Annotated in this window: 20 protein-coding genes; 18 read left to right on the top strand and 2 right to left on the bottom strand. The window is 42.3% G+C overall.

Annotated elements, in window-relative coordinates; translation table 11 throughout:
- The first annotated feature begins 100 nt into the window (after nucleotides 1–100).
- The 9 genes from argC to C6Y01_RS04240 all read left to right on the top strand — a co-directional run bounded on the left by argC (nucleotide 101) and on the right by C6Y01_RS04240 (nucleotide 11185).
- On the top strand, nucleotides 101–1138 hold the full coding sequence (gene argC / locus C6Y01_RS04280; protein ID WP_189318683.1) for an N-acetyl-gamma-glutamyl-phosphate reductase: 1038 nt from the start codon (nucleotides 101–103) through the stop codon (nucleotides 1136–1138).
- Nucleotides 1139–1158: 20 nt separating this feature from the next.
- A complete protein-coding gene (gene argJ, locus C6Y01_RS04275) occupies nucleotides 1159–2379 on the top strand; it encodes a bifunctional ornithine acetyltransferase/N-acetylglutamate synthase (protein ID WP_106037865.1) in 1221 nt (406 codons plus the stop codon).
- A 14-nt stretch (nucleotides 2380–2393) separates the two neighbouring features.
- Nucleotides 2394–3170, top strand: coding sequence for an acetylglutamate kinase (gene argB, locus C6Y01_RS04270; protein WP_034663330.1), 777 nt, complete (start codon nucleotides 2394–2396; stop codon nucleotides 3168–3170).
- Complete coding sequence (argD, locus tag C6Y01_RS04265) at nucleotides 3167–4318, top strand: acetylornithine transaminase (RefSeq protein ID WP_034663326.1); 1152 nt, start codon at nucleotides 3167–3169, stop codon at nucleotides 4316–4318. The genes argB and argD overlap by 4 nt, the downstream gene beginning before the upstream one ends.
- Before the next feature lie 69 nt (nucleotides 4319–4387).
- Nucleotides 4388–5449, top strand: a complete 1062-nt coding sequence (locus C6Y01_RS04260) for a carbamoyl phosphate synthase small subunit (protein ID WP_106037864.1) — start codon at nucleotides 4388–4390, stop codon at nucleotides 5447–5449.
- Complete coding sequence (carB, locus tag C6Y01_RS04255; protein WP_106037863.1) at nucleotides 5442–8522, top strand: carbamoyl-phosphate synthase (glutamine-hydrolyzing) large subunit; 3081 nt, start codon at nucleotides 5442–5444, stop codon at nucleotides 8520–8522. The genes C6Y01_RS04260 and carB overlap by 8 nt, the downstream gene beginning before the upstream one ends.
- Nucleotides 8519–9469, top strand: coding sequence for an ornithine carbamoyltransferase (argF, locus tag C6Y01_RS04250; RefSeq protein ID WP_106037862.1), 951 nt, complete (start codon nucleotides 8519–8521; stop codon nucleotides 9467–9469). Before carB ends, argF begins: the two co-directional genes overlap by 4 nt.
- Nucleotides 9470–9571: 102 nt before the next feature.
- Nucleotides 9572–9751 carry a YjzC family protein gene (locus C6Y01_RS04245; protein WP_034663316.1) on the top strand — a complete coding sequence of 60 codons (180 nt, stop codon included), beginning with the start codon at nucleotides 9572–9574 and terminating at the stop codon, nucleotides 9749–9751.
- Between the two features lie 168 nt (nucleotides 9752–9919).
- Nucleotides 9920–11185, top strand: a complete 1266-nt coding sequence (locus tag C6Y01_RS04240) for an MFS transporter (protein ID WP_034663308.1) — start codon at nucleotides 9920–9922, stop codon at nucleotides 11183–11185.
- A 118-nt stretch (nucleotides 11186–11303) separates the two neighbouring features.
- On the opposite strand, the gene C6Y01_RS04235 is transcribed toward C6Y01_RS04240, so the two are convergent.
- Nucleotides 11304–11498 (bottom strand): YjzD family protein, encoded by a 195-nt coding sequence (locus tag C6Y01_RS04235; RefSeq protein ID WP_003211779.1) that lies wholly within the window; start codon nucleotides 11496–11498, stop codon nucleotides 11304–11306.
- A gap of 211 nt (nucleotides 11499–11709) precedes the next feature.
- On the opposite strand from C6Y01_RS04235, the gene C6Y01_RS04230 reads away from it, so the two are divergent.
- From C6Y01_RS04230 to C6Y01_RS04215, 4 genes are all read left to right on the top strand, one after another.
- Nucleotides 11710–12450, top strand: coding sequence for a hypothetical protein (locus tag C6Y01_RS04230; RefSeq protein WP_034663305.1), 741 nt, complete (start codon nucleotides 11710–11712; stop codon nucleotides 12448–12450).
- Between the two features lie 75 nt (nucleotides 12451–12525).
- Nucleotides 12526–13101: a hypothetical protein gene (locus C6Y01_RS04225; RefSeq protein WP_034663302.1), complete on the top strand. Its 576-nt coding sequence runs from the start codon at nucleotides 12526–12528 to the stop codon at nucleotides 13099–13101.
- 90 nt (nucleotides 13102–13191) lie between these two features.
- Entirely contained in the window at nucleotides 13192–14154 is a 963-nt protein-coding gene (locus C6Y01_RS04220; RefSeq protein WP_106037861.1) for a BMP family ABC transporter substrate-binding protein, read from the top strand.
- Between the two features lie 10 nt (nucleotides 14155–14164).
- Nucleotides 14165–14362, top strand: coding sequence for a ComZ family protein (locus tag C6Y01_RS04215; RefSeq protein WP_003211983.1), 198 nt, complete (start codon nucleotides 14165–14167; stop codon nucleotides 14360–14362).
- 9 nt (nucleotides 14363–14371) lie between these two features.
- Here C6Y01_RS04215 and C6Y01_RS04210 read toward each other — a convergent pair whose 3' ends face one another.
- Complete coding sequence (locus C6Y01_RS04210; RefSeq protein ID WP_034663296.1) at nucleotides 14372–14605, bottom strand: hypothetical protein; 234 nt, start codon at nucleotides 14603–14605, stop codon at nucleotides 14372–14374.
- Between the two features lie 169 nt (nucleotides 14606–14774).
- On the opposite strand from C6Y01_RS04210, the gene C6Y01_RS04205 reads away from it, so the two are divergent.
- The 5 genes from C6Y01_RS04205 (at nucleotide 14775) to C6Y01_RS04185 (ending at nucleotide 20016) form a co-directional block, all read left to right on the top strand.
- A complete protein-coding gene (locus C6Y01_RS04205) occupies nucleotides 14775–15713 on the top strand; it encodes a beta-ketoacyl-ACP synthase III (protein ID WP_012009552.1) in 939 nt (312 codons plus the stop codon).
- 21 nt (nucleotides 15714–15734) lie between these two features.
- Entirely contained in the window at nucleotides 15735–16976 is a 1242-nt protein-coding gene (gene fabF / locus C6Y01_RS04200) for a beta-ketoacyl-ACP synthase II (RefSeq protein ID WP_034663293.1), read from the top strand.
- Between the two features lie 77 nt (nucleotides 16977–17053).
- Nucleotides 17054–17848: a DUF2268 domain-containing putative Zn-dependent protease gene (locus C6Y01_RS04195; RefSeq protein WP_034663290.1), complete on the top strand. Its 795-nt coding sequence runs from the start codon at nucleotides 17054–17056 to the stop codon at nucleotides 17846–17848.
- 168 nt (nucleotides 17849–18016) lie between these two features.
- On the top strand, nucleotides 18017–18997 hold the full coding sequence (locus C6Y01_RS04190; RefSeq protein WP_045210037.1) for an ABC transporter ATP-binding protein: 981 nt from the start codon (nucleotides 18017–18019) through the stop codon (nucleotides 18995–18997).
- On the top strand, nucleotides 18994–20016 hold the full coding sequence (locus tag C6Y01_RS04185) for an ABC transporter ATP-binding protein (protein WP_034663288.1): 1023 nt from the start codon (nucleotides 18994–18996) through the stop codon (nucleotides 20014–20016). The genes C6Y01_RS04190 and C6Y01_RS04185 overlap by 4 nt, the downstream gene beginning before the upstream one ends.
- The last annotated feature ends 73 nt before the right edge of the window (nucleotides 20017–20089 follow it).

Genomic DNA, 20089 nt, shown 5'->3' with positions numbered 1-20089 from the left:
GAAAAAAAATGAAAACAAATATTAAATATACAATTGAATTAATTTTTATACATGTTATAATGTTAAATAATTTCACAAAGATCAAGAGGGTGTATTGACGTTGAAAATAGGTATTATAGGTGCTACAGGGTACGGTGGTGCGGAATTGGTTCGTATCTTCAAGCATCATCCACATGTGGAGGAATGTATATTGTATTCATCAAGTGGTGATGGGCAATTATACAGTCAATCTTATCCGCATCTGACAACTATTACTGATCAAACATTAAAAGCCATTGATCCAGCTTCCATTGTGCGAGAAACAGATGCTGTGTTTTTAGCGACACCAGCAGGCGTATCAAGTGAACTTTCGCCGAAGCTCATGAATCAAGGAGTGCCCATTATTGATTTATCAGGTGATTTGCGCATTCAAGATGGCGCAACCTATGAAGCTTGGTATAAACGAAGAGCAGCTGATCAAGCATCTGTTCAACAAGCTGTGTACGGATTATCTGAATTAAATCGTGAAACAATTGAGCGGGCTGAAGTTATTGCAAACCCAGGGTGCTTTCCTACCGCAGTTCTTCTCGGTTTAGCACCGCTGATGAAACAGAATCTAATCGATGAATCTATGATCATAATAGATGCAAAAACAGGCGTGTCCGGTGCAGGACGATCTGCCTCACTTGGAACACATTTTTCAGAGCTAAACGACAATTTCAAAATTTATAAGGTAAATGAACATCAACATACACCTGAAATAGAGCAAATATTAAGAGAATGGAATCCGCAAACGGCGAACATCACATTTTCAACGCATCTTGTCCCGATGACAAGGGGGATTATGGCGACGATGTATACACAGCTGAAATCAGATATCACAAAAGAGGAATTGATGAAGCATATGAAAGGCTTTTATGAAGATTCCTATTTTGTCAGAGTGAGAGATCACGGGGTGTATCCGCAAACAAGGGAAGTATACGGCAGTAATTTCTGTGACATTGGCTTTCATTTAGATGAACGTACAGGCAGACTCACGATTGTGTCTGTGATCGACAATCTCATGAAAGGCGCAGCCGGCCAAGCGGTTCAAAACTTCAACATCATCAAAGGCTTAGATGAAGAGGCGGGCCTCACAATGACACCTCTCTATCCATAAGAACAGGGGAGACAACAAACATGATCGAATTGAATGAAAAAAGCATTGTAAAAATAGACGGTGACGTATCATCACCAAAAGGCTTTGAAGCAAAGGGGATTCATATTGGATTACGCTATTCAAAAAAAGACCTTGGACTGATTGTCAGTGAGGTGCCGGCAGCGAGTGCAGCGGTATATACACAAAGTCACTTTCAAGCTGCACCTCTACAAGTCACTCAGAAAAGCTTAAAAAAGACAGGGCAATTAAAAGGTGTCATTGTCAATAGTGCCATCGCCAATGCATGTACCGGTGAGCAAGGTTTGAAGGACGCATACGAAATGCAGGCAGCCTGCGCAGATATGTTAGGGATAGAACCTGATTACATTGCTGTTTCTTCTACTGGTGTCATTGGAGAGTGTCTCGATATGGATAAAGTCAAAAAAGGCATCTCGCAGCTGAAAGAAGCAAAAGCAGGAAATGGTCATTTTGAAGAGGCAATCTTAACGACAGATACAGTCATTAAAAATACAACATACACCCTGACGATAAACGGCAAAGAGATTCTAATTGCAGGTGCAGCAAAGGGCTCTGGCATGATTCATCCGAACATGGCAACGATGCTTGGCTTCGTGACAACGGATGCAAATGTTGAACAGGAAGCCCTGCAAAACGCACTTCGTGACATTACCGATGTGACCTTTAATCAAATTACCGTCGATGGGGAAACATCGACAAACGATATGGTACTCGTAATGGCAAATGGCATGGCAGAAAATGAAGCACTCAATGAAATGCATCCAGAATGGCCATTGTTCAAAGAAGGATTAAAGCTAGCTTGTGAGGATCTTGCCAAAGAGATTGCAAGAGACGGAGAAGGTGCAACGAAATTAATTGAAGCGCAAGTTGCTGGCGCTAAAAATAATTTAGAAGCCGGCATCATAGCGAAGAAAATCGTCGGTTCAAGTCTTGTGAAAACAGCCGTCTACGGCACCGACGCCAACTGGGGGCGAATCGTCGGAGCCATTGGTCATAGTGCAGCTTCCGTCACACCACAAGAGGTAGAAGTTTATTTAGGCGGACAATGTCTGTTTAAACATAATGAACCGCAGCCATTCTCAGAAGAGGAAGCAAAAGCGTATCTAGAGCAGGATGAGATCACGATTTTGATTCAAATGAATGAGGGAAATGGTAAAGCAGCAGCATGGGGCTGTGACCTTACCTATGATTATGTGAAAATTAACGCGAGCTATCGCACATAATGAAGGAGATAGACATGGATAAAACGATCGTATTTAAGTGTGGAGGCAGTGTCATTCGAGAACTTTCAGATACCTTTTATGAAAATGTCCGCTCACTTCAAGCTGCTGGATTTAAGCTGGCTATCGTCCATGGTGGAGGTCCTGAAATCACTAGCATGCTGCAAAAATTAGAAGTGAAAACAGAATTTGTTGACGGGCAGCGTAAAACAACGAAGCCTGTATTAGAAGTAGCTGAAATGGTCCTCTCGGGAACGGTGAATAAATACTTTGTGTCAGAGCTCGCAAAGCATGATATTTCATCTGTCGGCGTATCTGGAAAAGATGGGCAGATGCTTGTCGCCGATTTCCTCGATCAAGACGTGTACGGATACGTTGGCGAAATCAAAGAAGTCCATCCAGAGATGGCAGAAGCATTAATGGAAAAACAATTTATTCCTGTTATTGCACCGCTGTCTATGACAGAAGAATGCCAAACGTTAAACGTAAATGCTGATTTAGCAGCATCAGCTGTCGCAGGAGCGATGAAAGCTGATAAGCTCATGTTTGTTACAGATGTGGAAGGCATTTTAAAAAATGGTGAATTATTAGATGTCGTCACCGAACAAGAAGCTCTTTCACTCATTGATGAAGGCATTATTTCCGGGGGAATGATTCCAAAAGTGCAATCCGCTTTAAGTGCTTTATCAGGAGATGTGGATGAAGTCATGATCGTGAATGGCAAAGGCAGTATCTTTACAGGGGAAACCTTTAAAGGAACAAGAATTGTGAAACAAAAGGAGGCGGTCCTGTGAGTCATCTCTTTCAAACGTATGGACGGTGGAATGTTGAAATTAAAGAGGCAGCAGGTTCTTGGGCAGTCGATACAAATGGAAAAAAATACTTAGACTTTATACAAGGCATTGCGGTTACAAATCTAGGCCACAATCACCCAAAGGTCAATCAAGCCATCAAGAAGCAGCTTGATCACGTCTGGCATGTATCGAATCTATTTGAAAATGGACTGCAGGAAAAAGCAGCAGAAAAGCTTGCGGCAAACAGTTCAGGAGACCTCGTGTTTTTCTGCAATAGCGGAGCTGAGGCAAATGAAGGCGCGATCAAATTAGCACGTAAAGCAACAGGGAAAACAAATATCGTGACATTTTTGCACTCTTTTCATGGGCGCACGTATGCTGGTATGGCTGCTACAGGTCAAGATAAAATCAAAACTGGCTTTGGCCCTATGCTGGAAGGCTTTCATTATGTACCGTTTAATGACCCAGACGCTATTGCGGCGTGTGAAGTCGATGATGTGGCAGCGGTAATGCTCGAGGTTGTGCAAGGAGAAGGTGGAGTAAATCCAGCAACAGCAGAATTTCTAGAAGCCGTTCAAGCGTTTTGCAAAAAGCATGAAGCACTGCTGATCGTAGACGAAATTCAAACGGGTATTGGACGTACAGGAACAGCGTTTGCATACGAACAAACGGGACTTGATCCTGATATTATCTCTTCTGCTAAAGGCTTAGGAAACGGCTTCCCAGTCGGTGCGGTCATCGGGAAAAAGGCTTTAGGAGATGCATTCTCACCAGGTTCACACGGAACAACCTTTGGTGGCAACATGCTTGCCATGGCCGCAGTGAATGCAACACTAGATGTCATTTTCAAAGAAGAGTTTCTTTCAGAAGTCAAAGAAAAAGGTGCTTATCTGTTAGAAAAGCTGCAAGATCTGAAACAACTGAATATCGTAAAAGAAGTACGCGGAAAAGGATTGATGGCAGGGATTGAATGTCATCAGCCAGTCGGTGATTATATCACAGCTCTTAGAGAACAAGGGTTGCTGGTACTTCCAGCTGGTCCAAATGTGATTCGGTTATTACCTCCGCTGAATGTAGAAAAAGCAGAAATAGATCATGCAATAGAAGCGATTACTCAGGTTTTAGCAAATGAAGCAGTGACGGTTTAAATTTTTTTACACCAAAACGCATAAAAATGCATTTATATTACTAATTATTCAATTTGGGGTGACACAAGCATGAAAGGTTATTTAAATTTAGAAGATGGAGCCTCTTTTGAAGGAAATCTGACAGGAGAAGCTGGCATGACAGGTGAAGTGGTTTTCTTTACAGGGATGACAGGTTACCAAGAGGTGCTCACAGATCCTTCCTATAAGGGACAAATCATTGTTTTCACATATCCACTCATCGGAAATTACGGCATTAATCATGAAGACTTTGAGAGCAAAAAACCACAAGTGAAAGCTGTTGTTGTGTATGAAGCAGCTGATCATTTCTCTCATCATCTTGCAGCGGTTAGCTTAAAAGATTATTTACAGAAGTGGAACATTCCGCTTCTGACGCATACAGATACACGTGCAGTCGTGCAAAACATCCGGGCAAATGGGACGATGAACGCTGTGATCAGTGTAGACGAAAACGAAACACCCCCGGCCATGAAACAAGACAATGTGGTCGCACAAGTGACAGAGGACGAGATCTACACACAAGGCAGCGGCGAGGAACATGTAGCGCTCATTGATTTTGGCTTTAAAAAATCAATTGCAGATTCGCTTGAAGCGCGCGGCTGTAAAGTAACCGTCATTCCGTACAAACAGCTGGAAAAGGTGTTTGAGATCAAGCCAGATGCGATTCTGCTGTCAAATGGACCTGGTGATCCCAAAACAATGAAGCCATATTTAAAAACCATTCATGACATCATGATGACCTTCCCGACACTTGGAATCTGCTTAGGTCATCAATTAATCGCTCTCGCACTTGGCGGGGATACGTATAAGCTTCCATTTGGCCACCGCGGGGCGAATCACCCTGTACAAGATACAGAATCCAAACGTGTTTTCATGACAAGTCAGAACCACAGCTATGTGGTGAATGAAAAAAGCATGAATGACAAAGAAGTGGACGTGAAATTCCTTCATGTCAATGATGGATCTGTAGAAGGTTTCATTCATAAAGAGAAGCTAATTATGTCAGTTCAATTTCATCCAGAAGCACACCCAGGTCCTGCTGAAAGTGAATGGGTATTCGATGATTTTATTGAGAAAGTGAAACAAGCAAGGAGAGAAGTTGCACATGCCTAAAGATCAAAGCATACAAACCATTCTAGTCATCGGGTCTGGTCCAATCATCATTGGTCAGGCAGCAGAATTTGATTACTCAGGAACACAAGGATGTATGGCCTTAAAAGAAGAGGGCTACAAAGTCATTTTAGTGAATAACAACCCAGCAACCATTATGACAGACGAATCATTTGCTGATGAAATCTATTTTGAACCGCTTTCAGTTGATTCAGTGACAAGAATCATCGAAAAGGAAAAACCAGATGGTCTTTTAGCCAACCTTGGCGGACAGACCGCTTTAAACCTTGCTGTCGAGCTAGAAAAAGCCGGTGTGCTGAAGAAGCATGGGGTAACCCTGCTCGGAACGTCAGTTGAAACAATTGAAAACGGTGAAGATCGAGAGAAATTCCGTGCTCTCATGAAGCAGTTGAACGAACCTGTGCCAGATAGTGAAATTGTGGATAATGCGAAAGATGCCCTTCAATTTGCAAAAGAAGTAGGCTTCCCAGTCATCCTAAGACCAGCATACACACTTGGCGGAAAGGGCGGCGGAATTGCCTTAACAGAAGAAGCGTTTAAACCGCTCATTGAAGGAGCCCTTTTAGCGAGCCCGATTCATCAGTGTTTAGTTGAAAAAAGCATCGCTGGCTTTAAAGAAGTCGAATATGAGGTCATGAGAGACCGTCAAAATACGTGTATTACGGTTTGTAATATGGAAAATATCGATCCAGTTGGTGTGCATACAGGAGACTCGATTGTCGTTGCACCTTCCCAAACATTAACAGACCAGGATTATCAAATGCTTCGTTCAGCGAGCCTGAAAATCATTTCAGCACTGGATGTAGTCGGCGGATGCAACATCCAATTCGCCCTTGATCCACTCAGTAAAGAATACTTTGTCATTGAGGTGAATCCACGGGTCAGCCGTTCATCTGCTCTTGCCTCAAAAGCAACAGGCTATCCAATTGCTAAAATGGCGGCAAAGCTTGCGGTAGGCTATACACTAGACGAACTCAAAAACCCGCTCACAGGCACAACTTATGCTAGTTTCGAGCCGGCACTCGATTATGTCGTCGTGAAATTCCCACGCTGGCCGTTTGATAAATTTAAACAGGCAGATCGTCAATTAGGAACAAAAATGAAGGCGACTGGCGAAGTCATGGCGATTGACCGTAATTTAGAGTCAGCCATTCAAAAAGCCGTCGCCTCCCTTGAAATCAAAACAAAGGGCTTCCACCTGCCAGAATTGAAAGACCAATCGACTGAACAACTATTTGAACTGATCAAAACACCAGACGATCGACGTTTCTTCGCTGTCATGGAGCTTCTTTCAAGACAAGAAACGGTCGAAACGATTCATCAAGCGACGAAAATTGATCTATTCTTCTTACATGTGTTCAAGAATATGATCATTCTCGAACAGGAATTGAAGAACCATGAGGGAACGCTCTCAAAAGACACCTTGAAAAAGGTAAAGGAAAAGGGCTTCCTTGATGAAACGATTGCTCTTCTTACAGGCCACAGTGAAGAGGCCATTAGACAGCTTCGTCAAGAATATGACATTACGGCTTCATTTAAAATTGTCGACACATGTGCGGCAGAATTTGATGCAAAAACGAACTACTTCTATTCCACATACTTTGGCAAAAGTGATGGAGAGCATCAGGAGAAAACAAAGCAGCGTGCACTCATCATTGGCTCTGGTCCGATTCGAATTGGGCAGGGAGTCGAGTTTGACTATAGTGCAGTTCATGGCGTTCTTACCCTGCAAAAGCTTGGCTTTGAAACCATCATGATGAACAACAATCCAGAGACGGTCAGTACGGATTATGAGATCGCAGATCGTTTATATTTTGAACCCATTACATTAGAGCACATCTTAAACGTTGTCGAAGCAGAAAAAATTGATTTCGTCATCGTCCAATTTGGCGGACAGACTGCCATCAATGTAGCAGAAGGCTTAGAAAAAGCCGGCGTCACGTTGTTAGGTACATCCTTTGACACGCTAGATGCGCTCGAAGATCGTGATTTGTTCTATCAGCTTCTTGATGAACTGAATCTTCCTCATGCAGAAGGAAATACGGCTGACTCAAAAGAAGAAGCACTCGCACATGCCAGAATCATTGGTTACCCTGTGTTAATTCGCCCATCGTATGTCATTGGCGGAATGGGGATGATCGTTGTCCAGTCAGAAGCACATTTGACATCATTGCTTAATCAGCCAGATCATTTGCCGTACCCGATCTTAATTGATGAGTATGTCACTGGAAAAGAAGTTGAAGTGGATCTGATTTCTGACGGAAAAACGACCTTCATTCCAACGATCGTGGAGCATATAGAGAAAGCAGGCGTCCACTCAGGTGACAGCTTTGCCATTTTACCAAGTGTCTCCATCAGCGAAGACATCAAACAGCAGGTGCATACTGCGTCCGAACAAATAGCGAAGAAATTAGCGTTTAAGGGCATTATGAATATCCAATTTGTGATCAAAGGGGATCAGGCGCTTGTACTAGAGGTAAATCCGCGGGCAAGCCGGACGGTTCCAGTCGTCAGCAAAGTAATGGGCATTGACATGATTCCGCTTGCGACTCAATTATTAGCGGGTGCGACGCTTGAAGAACTGAACCCTGCAACGAAAAACAAAGGGGGAACAGCGATCAAATTCCCAGTCTTCTCATCACATGCCATTCAAGATATTGACTTAAAGCTGACACCTGAAATGAAAGCGACAGGAGAAGGAATGTGTGTAGGCAAGAACGCCGAAAGCGCCTTGAAAAAAGTGTTTGCGTCAATCTGGCATCAGAAAGGCAGCCTCTTTATAAAAGGCAGTGAACAATTGGTAGATAAAGCGAAACATGCAGGCTTTGACGTCTGGACAGACAGCTTTGAAACTTGGCTGCAAAACGAAGATAAGTCGCTTCATATCCATTTAGGGGAAGATGAAGAGGCAAAAGAGCAGCGTGTAAAAGCACTCACACATGGCGTCCAAGTTCTAACCGAATATGAAACAGCTCAAGCATTCCTGCAAGGGAAAAATGGAGATGTATCACCAGTATCGCTCAAAGAATTATATAAAAAGGAAGTGACGGCATGAGTCAAGTCGACGTGCAACCGGCATTATACGGAAAAGACTTTTTATCGTTAAAAGATTTCTCAATCAATGACATTACTTATTTAATTGAAAAAGCGGAAGAAATGAAACAAAATCCCTATCAGGATTTATTCAAAGGGAAAACGTTAGCGATGATCTTTGAAAAATCGTCAACTAGAACCCGTGTATCGTTTGAAGCGGGAATGACGCAGCTAGGAGGACATGCGCTCTTCCTCAGCTCAAATGATTTGCAAATTGGCAGAGGAGAAACGATCAGTGATACTGCACAAGTGCTGTCTGGCTATGTGGATGGCATTATGATTCGGACCTTTGAACATGAGAAGGTCGAGGAGCTAGCACAATACGCGTCTATTCCTGTCATCAATGGACTGACTGACTACTCCCATCCATGTCAGGCACTTGCTGATTTATTGACAATCAAAGAAGTAAAAGGAACATTAAAAGGAATCAAAGTAGCCTATATTGGTGACGGAAATAACGTGGCTCACTCCTTGATGGTTGGCTGTGCGCAGCTAGGCTGTGACATTGCTGTTGCATCACCAGAAGGCTATGAACCGCTCCAAGAAGTAACAGACACGGCACGTGAGTTTGCAAAACAATCAGGCGCAGAAGTCATCGTTACGACAGACCCTGTCGCTGCTGTCCAAGATGCAGATGTCATTTATTCCGATGTGTTTACAAGCATGGGGCAGGAAGCAGAAACAGAGAAACGCCTTGCTGAATTTAAAGAATATCAAGTCAATGACGAACTAATGAGTTATGCAGCAAAGGATTATATTTTCCTTCATTGTCTCCCGGCACACCGCGGAGAAGAAGTGACAGCGGACATTATTGACGGACCGCACTCAAAAGTTTTTCAGCAGGCAGAAAACCGTTTGCATGTACAAAAAGCGTTAATCAAAGAGCTCATGTATCAACAAACCAATTAAATGAAAAGTGTCCCTGACTCGTAGGAGCAGGGACTTTTTGCATAAAGGATTGGAGAGGCAAGTGACGGGACATAATAACATCATCGAGAAAGGAGGATGGGAATGGGTCAGAAGCATCAATTTAAATCAGGGAATAAAGCACCGAATAATGGTGTGTATATCGAGATCGGTGAAACCGGCAGTATGGTGAAAGATCCTTTAAAGATTAAGCTTCAAGCAGGCGACGTCTTTCCGGATAACTCGAACCATAATCGTGTTTGGACCTATCAAAGAAAGCCATAAGCAATTGACTAAGAGTCAGAAGGAATAAGTCTTTAGAGGCATGTGTCATGCCTCTTTTTTCTTTATAATAAAAATCAATTAAGTTCCAATTTTCAAAAAATAGTATGAAAAATAGAGAATTCAAGGTAAAATATGTAATTGGAATATATTGTTGAAAGGATTTGTGTGATGGAAAAGACGAATCTCAGTGAAAGTGTTTGGAATAAACGCTTCACCTCATTATTCATATCAAGACTGATTAAAAACACAGGAGAAAGTTTTGCTTTTACATCCGTCCTTTGGCTATTGATTTTGAGAGGGGATGGAGCACTCGGTACAGGACTTCTCCTAGCAGTAACCGTTCTTCCTTCATCTTTGTTAGCCCCAATACTAGGACCTCTTATGAAAAAGCACCATTTGTCTAAATGGATGTTCGCTTCAGACGTCGTTCGAGCAACAATTGTACTCATTATTCCGCTTCTGCATTTTTCGCATCTATTGCCTTTATGGTTATTGATCTCATTAATGGTTATTCAATCGGCAACAGGTGCAGCATATAATCCAGCCTCTGTGGCCATTTTACCGCAGATTGTTCCGAAGCATCTGATTCAAAAAGCAAATGCCATCCTGCAATCTTCTTTTGAGATTGTCGCACTTGCAGCAGTCATGGTGGCTGGTCTCTTGGTCAAATTAATCGGACCTGCAGATACCCTGCTCATCACCACTGCCTTATTCATCATATCCGGCCTGTTTATTATCGGCGTCAAACTAAAGAAAACCGATGAAGAAAAAGCAGCAGGCATTAAACAAGCAAAGAATACATATTTGTATAACTTAAAAAGAGGTTTTCTCGTCGTCAAAAATCATCACATTTTATTTGCACTGACGCTGTATTGTATTTTAATGAATGTCGCCGCAGCACCGTGGCAGGCACTATCTGCTGTATACGTAGCAGAAGCACTGCAAAGCGATTCCATGGTGTATTCCATTTTAAGAGGTGTTGCCGCAGTCGGCGCGTTTATGATGGGCTTTGCTCTAGCGAAAGTGAAAATTAAGAGATTTGGTTTGTTCTTTATTGTCGCTGGTATGATTGAAGGAGCTGCGTTCTTTATCACAGGGATGAGTACATGGCTGCCGGTCGTTCTACTTGCATCCTTTATATTCGGTGCCGCCGTTAGTGCGATCAATGTACCGGAAATGGTCATTATTCAAACGTCTGTCGACCAAGACGATCAGCCGCAAGTATACGCCGTGATCAATGCTTCATCAAATGTTTTTCTCCCGCTTGCAGCTGTCGTATCAGGTGTTCTGGCAGAAAGGTTTGGAGCAGGACCTGTCATTGCTGGCGGTGGGGTCCTTGAAATTTTATCTGGTATCGCGATCTTCCTGTTTACAGGGCTTGCGAAAAGCCATTTGACAGCAGACAAACAGAAGTCCGAAACCGTCGAGGTGTAATCGATAAAAAAACCCCCTGTGGCTGCAGGGGGTTTTAGCGTACCGCTTTTCAATCAAAAAGAAAAAGAGCTAAAATCAACATCATTTTAGCTCTTCCTCAGCAATCAAGTCTTACGTATTAAGAGTGTTTTGTTGAACTTTCCGTTTCTTTCATTGGACTTACTTCAGCAAAGATGAATAAAATAACCGTAAACACCACTGCAAGAATAGAAGTCAAAGTAAAGTCATAAGCAGCGCCATTCATCGAGGCAACGATGTAGCCAGCCATATGTGTCAGCAGAAAAGTCCAAATGAGGGTGATAATATAATGCATAATCCCACCGTCCTTTATGTAACAATCTATTGATTATCATACCATAGATACGAGTGGGGGGAAAAGACTGTTTTAGCCTTTATGTGACCATTTTGAGACCTTCTGCTATAAAAATAAAAAGAATTCTTCTCTCTTTAGGGGATTTCCTTATTCCTACAAGAGTTGTTGTTCATATCATAGAAAGCAGAATCACTGAAAGGAGGCTGGCCATATGGGTGTAAGCGAACGGTTTTTCCAGCTTGGTTCCCAGTGGAACGTCATTCACCTTCCTCAAAAACCAAATGGCTTTGGCATTCTTATCCTCGGTGACCGAAATCACTTTGTGCAGGAAAATACATCATTCTGGCTTCAGCACTATGGAAGAAACCAGCTTTTAACTGCCTTAAAGGATGAAGGATATACATTGTTTAATAGTCATCTTCATGGGAATCACTGGGGATGCGAAGATGCTGTTTTTAGTGCAAAGCAGCTCGTTCATCACACATTAAAACAAGAAATATTAAACCGGGAAATTCATGTGCTGGCAGAGGGGATGGGCGCACTCGTTGCCATGAGCCTTGCTGAAGAGATGCCAGAAGTGCTAAGGTCCATTGCGCTCGTGAATCCATGTCTGCATCTCTATGCACAACGAGAAAGAGAAAAGGAACACAAATTCTTTTATAAACAGATGATCAAAGAATTAGCGAAGAGCTACGGCTGCTCTGAAAAGGAAGCGGAAACGTACCCGCTCCCTGCTTGCCCTGTTCATTCTGCTCATGTACCGATTCACATATGGCAAAGACTAAACGGCGCACCGTATGCATATGAACTGCATGCAAAGCCTTTTATAGATCAGCATATGAAGAATCCAGAGCATTGTCAGATCGATCTCACCTTGCATATGTTTGATCATCCGAGAAGAATCTTTCAATCCATTCACAAGTTTTATAAATCGCATGAAAGAGAATTGTGATGAATAGGATGATAACAGCCCTTCATGGAAAGGGCTCTTCTTTTTATTCGATAAGCTAAAAAAGGGGACATGAACATGGAAACAGGACTGATCATAGGGGCAGATGAATTTTTTGGTCTAGCGCTGTGTGAATATATGATGAAAGAGGGCATTCAAGTGGATATCACATGTCCTCATGATCATACAGAAGAGCAAAAGATGTTATTAGAAGAGCGAATGATGTGGCTCGGCAGAAATGATCTCTTCCGTGTCATTGACCTTCAGGATGGAAAAGACACGTATGACCTCATCTTTATTCAATCAGAGGAATCAGATAAACGACACAAAGACATGAAAGCGAAACATGGCATGTACCGGGTTCTTTACGAAAAACCCGAAGACGAATCGTCCAATCAGAATGTGCCGGCTGTTATTCTCCCTCGCATGTTCGGACCATGGGCACTTAATAAAGAAAGAACTAAGCGTGATGAAGCATTTTTTGTAGAAGATGTGGTAAGGGATTTGTTCAAGTGGGCATCGGGCACTGAACAAAGACAGGAAATGATATATGAATTGAAGGTAGAAAGACAAACGGATGACAAACAAGCAGAAGAAATGATGGTAGAATGGAAAAGACAAAACTCAACATTTTTCGACAAAAAGCAAGAATGATCTTCCATCTTATCTTTTTTCATTATAAAATAAACCTATATTTAACATACAGGTTCATGCCTGCATGTGGCAAAGGGAGTTGAACATGGCATGAAGTATCAGCGGCTTGTCATGATCTTTTCGTTCCTTCTCCTATTATCTGCCTGCTCACAGGCACCTTTAAAAGGACAGATTGAGAAGGTGGGTTTACTCGTCCCCGATACAATTAATGATCAAGTTTGGGGAACGAAAGGTTATAAAGGCTTATTAAATATTCAATCAACACTTGGTGTAGATGTTTATTATAAGGAAGGAATGGTCGACAAAGAGAAAATCGTTGATGCCATTGAAGAATTTCACAAAAAAGGAGTCAATTTGATTATTGGCCATGGCAATGAATACAGCGAAATTTTCAACTTAATTAGTGAAGATTATCCGAAAACACAATTTATCACGGTAAATGGAAACAAGCCTCAGGCGGATAATGTCGCGAATGTGACGTTTAAAGGTGAAGCGATGGGCTTTTTCGGAGGCATGACAGCAGCACATATGTCAAAATCAAAAAAGATTGGTATTCTTGCTACATATGATTGGCAAAGCGAAGTAGATGGCTTTATCAAAGGTGCAAAATATCAAGATGAACATGTACAAGTGCTTGCCGAGTTTGTCGAAAACTGGGATGATGCTGACAAAGCCGTGGAGCTCTATCAAAAATTGAAAAAGCAGGGCGTAGATGTTGTATATCCAGCAGGCGATGGTTATAATATCCCTGTCATTGAACAAATCAAAGCCGATAATTTATCAGCGATCGGATATGTCACTGATCAATCCAACCTCGGCAGTCATACCGTCTTAACAAGCACAGTCCAGCATGTGGATAAAGCGTACACTATTATTGCGAAGAAATTTAATGAAGGCAAGCTAAACGAACAAGGTGACTACTCCTTTGATTTTAAAGAAGGAGTGATCGAAATGGGGAAATTTAGTTCCACCATTGACCGTGCTTTTGTGAAAGATATTGAAAGTGATATTGCGACTTACAAAAAAACTGGCAAACTGCCAAATGAAAAGTGAGGATACGACGATGCAGCACGAAAAATCGATGGAGTTTTTACAAATTGCCATGAAGTATTTTCCGCAGGCAAAAGAAGAATTAGATAAAGCGGGTATTCAGCTTGAGCCCGAAGCTCTTCAGCCGCTTTTATCATTGTTTACATCTGTCATGCAAGAGGCATATGAGCTGGGGAAAGCAGATGCAGAATCAGAAAAAGCCACAGAATAGTGGCTTTTTTTATGATAATTTTTTCTTGAAGGCACTAATCATAGGGCCAACATCTTTAAACACAGGCTTCAGTTCATCGATGGAGTTCATAATGTTCCCAATTTGATTCATGACATGCATGTAATCAATTGAGTCTTCACTTGGAGATGTCTCCTCACGTTCCTCCTTTGCTTCTGTCTTGCTTTTCTCCTTTTCAAGCGGCTGGCCAAACATCATAGCCGAAAAAATATCTTTTTGCGCCATATCACATGCTCCTTTCTACTATCGGTATATCAATAATCTATGAAAAAAGTGAGAGGAAAGGTTAGACGTTTGTATTGCCAAGGAGAAAAAAATAAGGTAAAATTAGTACCAGATACTAATATAAGATCACAATATTACATGCTCGTATGAGTAAAAGGAGTCTTATTCAATGAATGCTGGAATTATTGGCCTTGGCCGCTATATACCTGAAAAAGTGTTAACAAATCTTGATTTAGAAAAAATGGTTGAAACTTCTGACGAATGGATTCGTACTAGAACAGGTATAGAAGAAAGAAGAATTGCTTCTGATGATGTCAATACATCTCATATGGCGCTTGCTGCTGCAAAAAAAGCATTAGCTGACGCAGATGTGGCTGCAGAAGATATCGATATGATTCTTGTGGCGACAGTCACGCCAGATCAAGCATTTCCGACAGTCGCTTGTATGATTCAAGAGCAGCTCGGTGCACATAAAGCATGTGCAATGGATATTAGCGCTGCGTGTGCTGGCTTTATGTATGGGCTTGTTACTGGAAAACAATTTATTGAATCAGGTACGTTCAAGCACGTGCTCGTCGTTGGCGTTGAAAAGCTTTCTCGCATTACCGACTGGGATGACCGCAATACAGCTGTTCTGTTTGGAGATGGAGCAGGCGCTGCTGTGTTAGGAGAAGTCAGCGAAGGTAAAGGAATTCTCTCATTTGAGCTTGGAGCCGATGGAAGAGGCGGGAAGCACTTGTACTTAGATGAAAAAGATCATACAATCATGAATGGACGAGAAGTATTTAAATTTGCTGTAAGACAAATGGGCGAGTCAAGCGTAAACGTCATCGAAAAAGCTGGACTATCAAAAGAAGACGTTGACTTCTTGATTCCGCATCAAGCAAATATTCGCATTATGGAAGCAGCCCGCGAACGCCTAGAGCTGCCAGTTGAAAAAATGTCGAAGACAGTCCATAAATATGGAAACACATCAGCAGCATCTATTCCAATTTCACTATGTGAAGAAATCGAAGCCGGAAAAATTCATGACGGCGATGTGATTGTAATGGTTGGTTTTGGTGGCGGATTAACGTGGGGCGCAATCGCTATGCGATGGGGCCGATAAAAGAGTGAGGTGCACAAATTAATGGATAAAAAACGAGTAGTTGTTACAGGATTAGGTGCTTTGACACCTCTTGGCAACGATGTAGAGTCAACATGGAAAAATGCTGTAGCAGGTGTATCAGGAGTTGGACCAATCACACGTGTCGATTCAAGTGAATATACCGCAAAAGTAGCAGCAGAACTAAAAGATTTTAACATTGAAGATTACATGGAGAAAAAAGAAGCGCGAAAAATGGCACGCTTCACGCAATATGCAGTCGTTGCTGCTCAAAAGGCGCTAGAAGATTCACGTCTTGAAATCACAGATGAAATCGCACCGCGTGTTGGTGTATGGGTTGGGTCTGGTATTGGCGGACTTGAAACATTTGAAGAGCAGTTTGAAGTGTATTCAAATAAAGGGGCAAGACGCGTAAGCCCATTCTTCGTTCCAATGATGATTCCAGATATGGCAACAGGCCAAATTTCAATTGCACTTGGCGCAAAAGGGGTTAACTCTTGTACAGTGACAGCATGTGCAACAGGGACAAACTCAATTGGTGATGCATTTAAAGTCATTCAGCGCGGAGATGCAGATGCGATGATCACAGGCGGAACAGAAGCGCCGTTAACAAAAATGTCGTTTGCAGGTTTCTGTGCGAACAAAGCCCTTTCGACAAATCCTGATCCAGAGACAGCAAGCCGTCCATTTGACAAAAACCGTGACGGATTTGTTATGGGTGAGGGTGCAGGGATTATTGTTCTTGAAGAACTCGAGCATGCGTTAAAACGCGGGGCGACGATTTATGCAGAAATTGTTGGATATGGTTCAACTGGAGATGCGTATCATATTACAGCACCGGCTCCAAACGGAGAAGGCGGCGTCCGCGCAATGAAAGAAGCGATTCGAGATGCTGGTTTGTCTGTGGAAGAAATTGATTATATCAATGCCCACGGAACAAGCACACCTTACAATGATAAATTTGAAACAATGGCCATTAAAGAAGTGTTCGGAGAGCATGCGAATCAGCTTGCAATCAGTTCGACAAAATCAATGACAGGTCACTTACTTGGCGCAGCAGGCGGAGTAGAAGCTATTTTCTCTGTTCTTGCGATTAAAGACAGCGTCATTCCTCCAACCATTAACCTTGAAACACCGGATGAAGAATGTGATCTTGATTATGTGGCAAATGAAGCACGTTCAAAAGAAGTACAAGTGGCTCTAAGTAACTCACTTGGCTTTGGCGGACATAATGCGACAATTATCTTTAAAAAATACGAAGCGTAATATTTCCTAAGAAGGCGGCGATCTATAAACAGATCGCCGCTTTTTTGCATATGATGAAAATGGAGGTGTTTTGCGGTATGGGTCTAGTCAATACACAATATCTCATTCATCAATCATCATCATTTCAGGAGCTGGCATCGCGCTTTATTCCTTATTTTAAAGGGGCAGAGGAAAAAGAATGGTCCTCTATTCTCTCCCACCTGCAGCATCACGGAATGATTCGGTCTTTTAGATCATGCAAAGACATGATCGACAAGCTCAAAGAAAAAGGATACTTCCAGCTCGTCATGAAAGAATACCAAACGCTGCAAAAGCAGTGGAAAGGCCCTGACATTCCTGTCTTTATTTTGCCAGTTAATGAGAGCAGCAAAGAAATTAGAGAACAATTTTATTATCAATCCGGCATGGCATTTGACGACAAGGTCTTTCTCTTTTTGTCGCCAAATACTCCGAAAGAACGTATCGGTACATTGCTGACTCATGAATATCACCATGTATGCAGGTTGCATTTTCTCACGAAAGAAGAAAAAGATTTTACATTCCTTGATACAATCATGATGGAGGGGCTCGCTGAATATGCTGTGTATCATAGATACGGAGAAAGCTATACAGCCAAATGGACCACTCTCTATGACGAAACGCAGCTTCAGCACTTGTATAAGAAATGGGTATCCAGTCATCTTGATCAAAAAGTGCAGGACGACGAAAGACTGATACAGAACCTCCTTTATGGAAAAGGGAACTACCCCAAAATGCTTGGTTACGCCACCGGGTTTTATATCGTGAAAAAGTATTTCAGTGAGCACCGAATCAGCGAGGAGTCTATGATTGCAGAGCCGTCCGAAACTTTTTTAAAGGCGGTAGACTCATAAAGTGAATGATTAACATAAAAAGAGACATATTACAAATTTACTAAATTCTTCTTGATTTCGTCATAAAAATGTAATAATATACAAATATAAATTTTGATAATTCTTTTTATTCAAAAAAGACAGAATTTTTTATTCGTTTCTATTGTCTATGGAGAAAGGGGCGAATGAATGACCAAGCTGCTTGAAGTGCAAAACTTAAAAACATATTTTTTTCGAAAAAAAGAACCGATACCTGCTGTTGATGGCGTTGATTTCAGCATCAACAGAGGAGAAACTGTCGCATTAGTCGGTGAGTCTGGATCTGGTAAAAGCATTACGTCCTTATCCATTATGGGGTTGATAAACGGCACTGGTGGAAAAATTATGGACGGTTCCATCAAGCTTGATGGAAAGGACCTAGTTACATATGGAGAAAAGGAATTATGCAGCATTCGTGGTAATGACGTATCTATGATCTTTCAGGAACCCATGACCTCACTTAATCCCGTCCTAACCATCGGGGAACAAATAACAGAAATCCTCATCTATCACAAAAAACTTTCAAAAAAAGAAGCGACGAAAAAAGCGATTGATCTGCTGAAGATTGTTGGTTTTTCCAGACCGGAACAAATCATCAAAGATTACCCGCACCGTTTATCAGGCGGCATGCGGCAAAGAGTGATGATTGCCATTGCGCTAAGCTGCGATCCGAAGCTTCTCATTGCAGATGAACCGACAACTGCCCTAGATGTAACGATTCAAGCCCAGGTGCTCACATTGATGAAAGATTTATGCACGACATTTGGTACATCTATTCTTCTCATTACTCATGATCTAGGTGTCGTGTCTGAAGTGGCAGATCGAGTCATTGTCATGTACTGCGGACAGGTTGTTGAAAATGGGACCGTCGAAGAATTATTTGATCAGCCGCTTCATCCTTACACAGAAGGGCTGCTTGAATCGATTCCTGTCATTGACGGAGACATACAGCCGTTAACGGCGATCAAAGGGAATGTCCCTGCGCCAGATCAGCTTCCGGCTGGCTGCCGCTTTGCTCCTAGATGCCCGCAAGTGAAGGAGCGCTGCCTAGGAGAGCTGCCTAAGCTGAGGACATTTGAGAATGGCAGAAGCGTCAGATGCTTCTTATATGAGGAGGCAGACCATACATGACCCTTGCTCAAAATCAACCACAGCCAACAGATCTAACAGAGAAAGAAACCATCCTTGAACTGAAACAGATCCGAAAACATTTTCCGATTAAAGCGGGCGTCTTTCAGAAGAAAGTCGGTGCAGTTAAAGCTGTTGACGGCATAGACTTGAAGATTTATAAAGGTGAAACGTTAGGCATTGTTGGGGAGTCAGGGTGCGGTAAATCTACACTAGGCCGGACAATGATTCGCTTATATCAGCCAACTGACGGTCAAATCTTTTTTAAAGGGCAAGATATCTCCCGCGTATCAGAATCAAAGCTAAGACAATCAACACGAAAAAACATCCAAATGGTTTTTCAAGATCCCTTTGCATCACTCAACCCTAGAAAAACACTTCGAAGCATCATCAAAGAACCCTACAAAACACATCACTTATATTCCTTAAAAGAAAGAAATGAAAAAGTAGAACAGCTTTTATCAAAGGTGGGCCTTCATCCAAGCTTTGCAAATCGCTACCCTCACGAATTTTCTGGCGGGCAGAGGCAGCGAATCGGCATCGCTCGTGCGCTTGCCATGAATCCCGAAATGATCATCGCAGATGAGCCGGTATCAGCACTTGATGTATCCATTCAGGCGCAGGTGATTAATCTGATGGAGGAGCTTCAGGAGGAATTTGACCTGACATATCTATTTATCTCTCACGATTTAAGTGTGGTCAGGCACATTAGTGATAGAGTCGGCGTGATGTATCTGGGCAAAATGATGGAGCTTGCCGATAAGCACAGCCTGTATGATGAACCGCTCCATCCATATACACAGGCACTGCTTTCTTCTGTTCCTGTTACCCGTAAAAAGGGTCAGATCAAAAGAGAACGTATCATGCTTCAAGGCGATTTGCCAAGTCCTGCGAATCCGCCAAAAGGCTGCGTATTTCACACAAGATGCCCGCATGCAAAGGGAATCTGTAAAGAAAAAATACCAGCATTTCAGGAATTAAAAACAAACCACTTCGTTGCCTGCCACCTCTACGACGCTTAATCAGCTTGGAAGATCTCATCTTTGAGAGGGGGGATGAAGCGGCATCTGTCGTCATTTCTAAAAAAGGATAGGG

The organism is Bacillus sp. NMCC46, assembly GCF_002998465.1.
Taxonomy (GTDB): domain Bacteria; phylum Bacillota; class Bacilli; order Bacillales; family Bacillaceae; genus Bacillus.
This window is presented reverse-complemented; position numbering and strand designations above follow the sequence as displayed.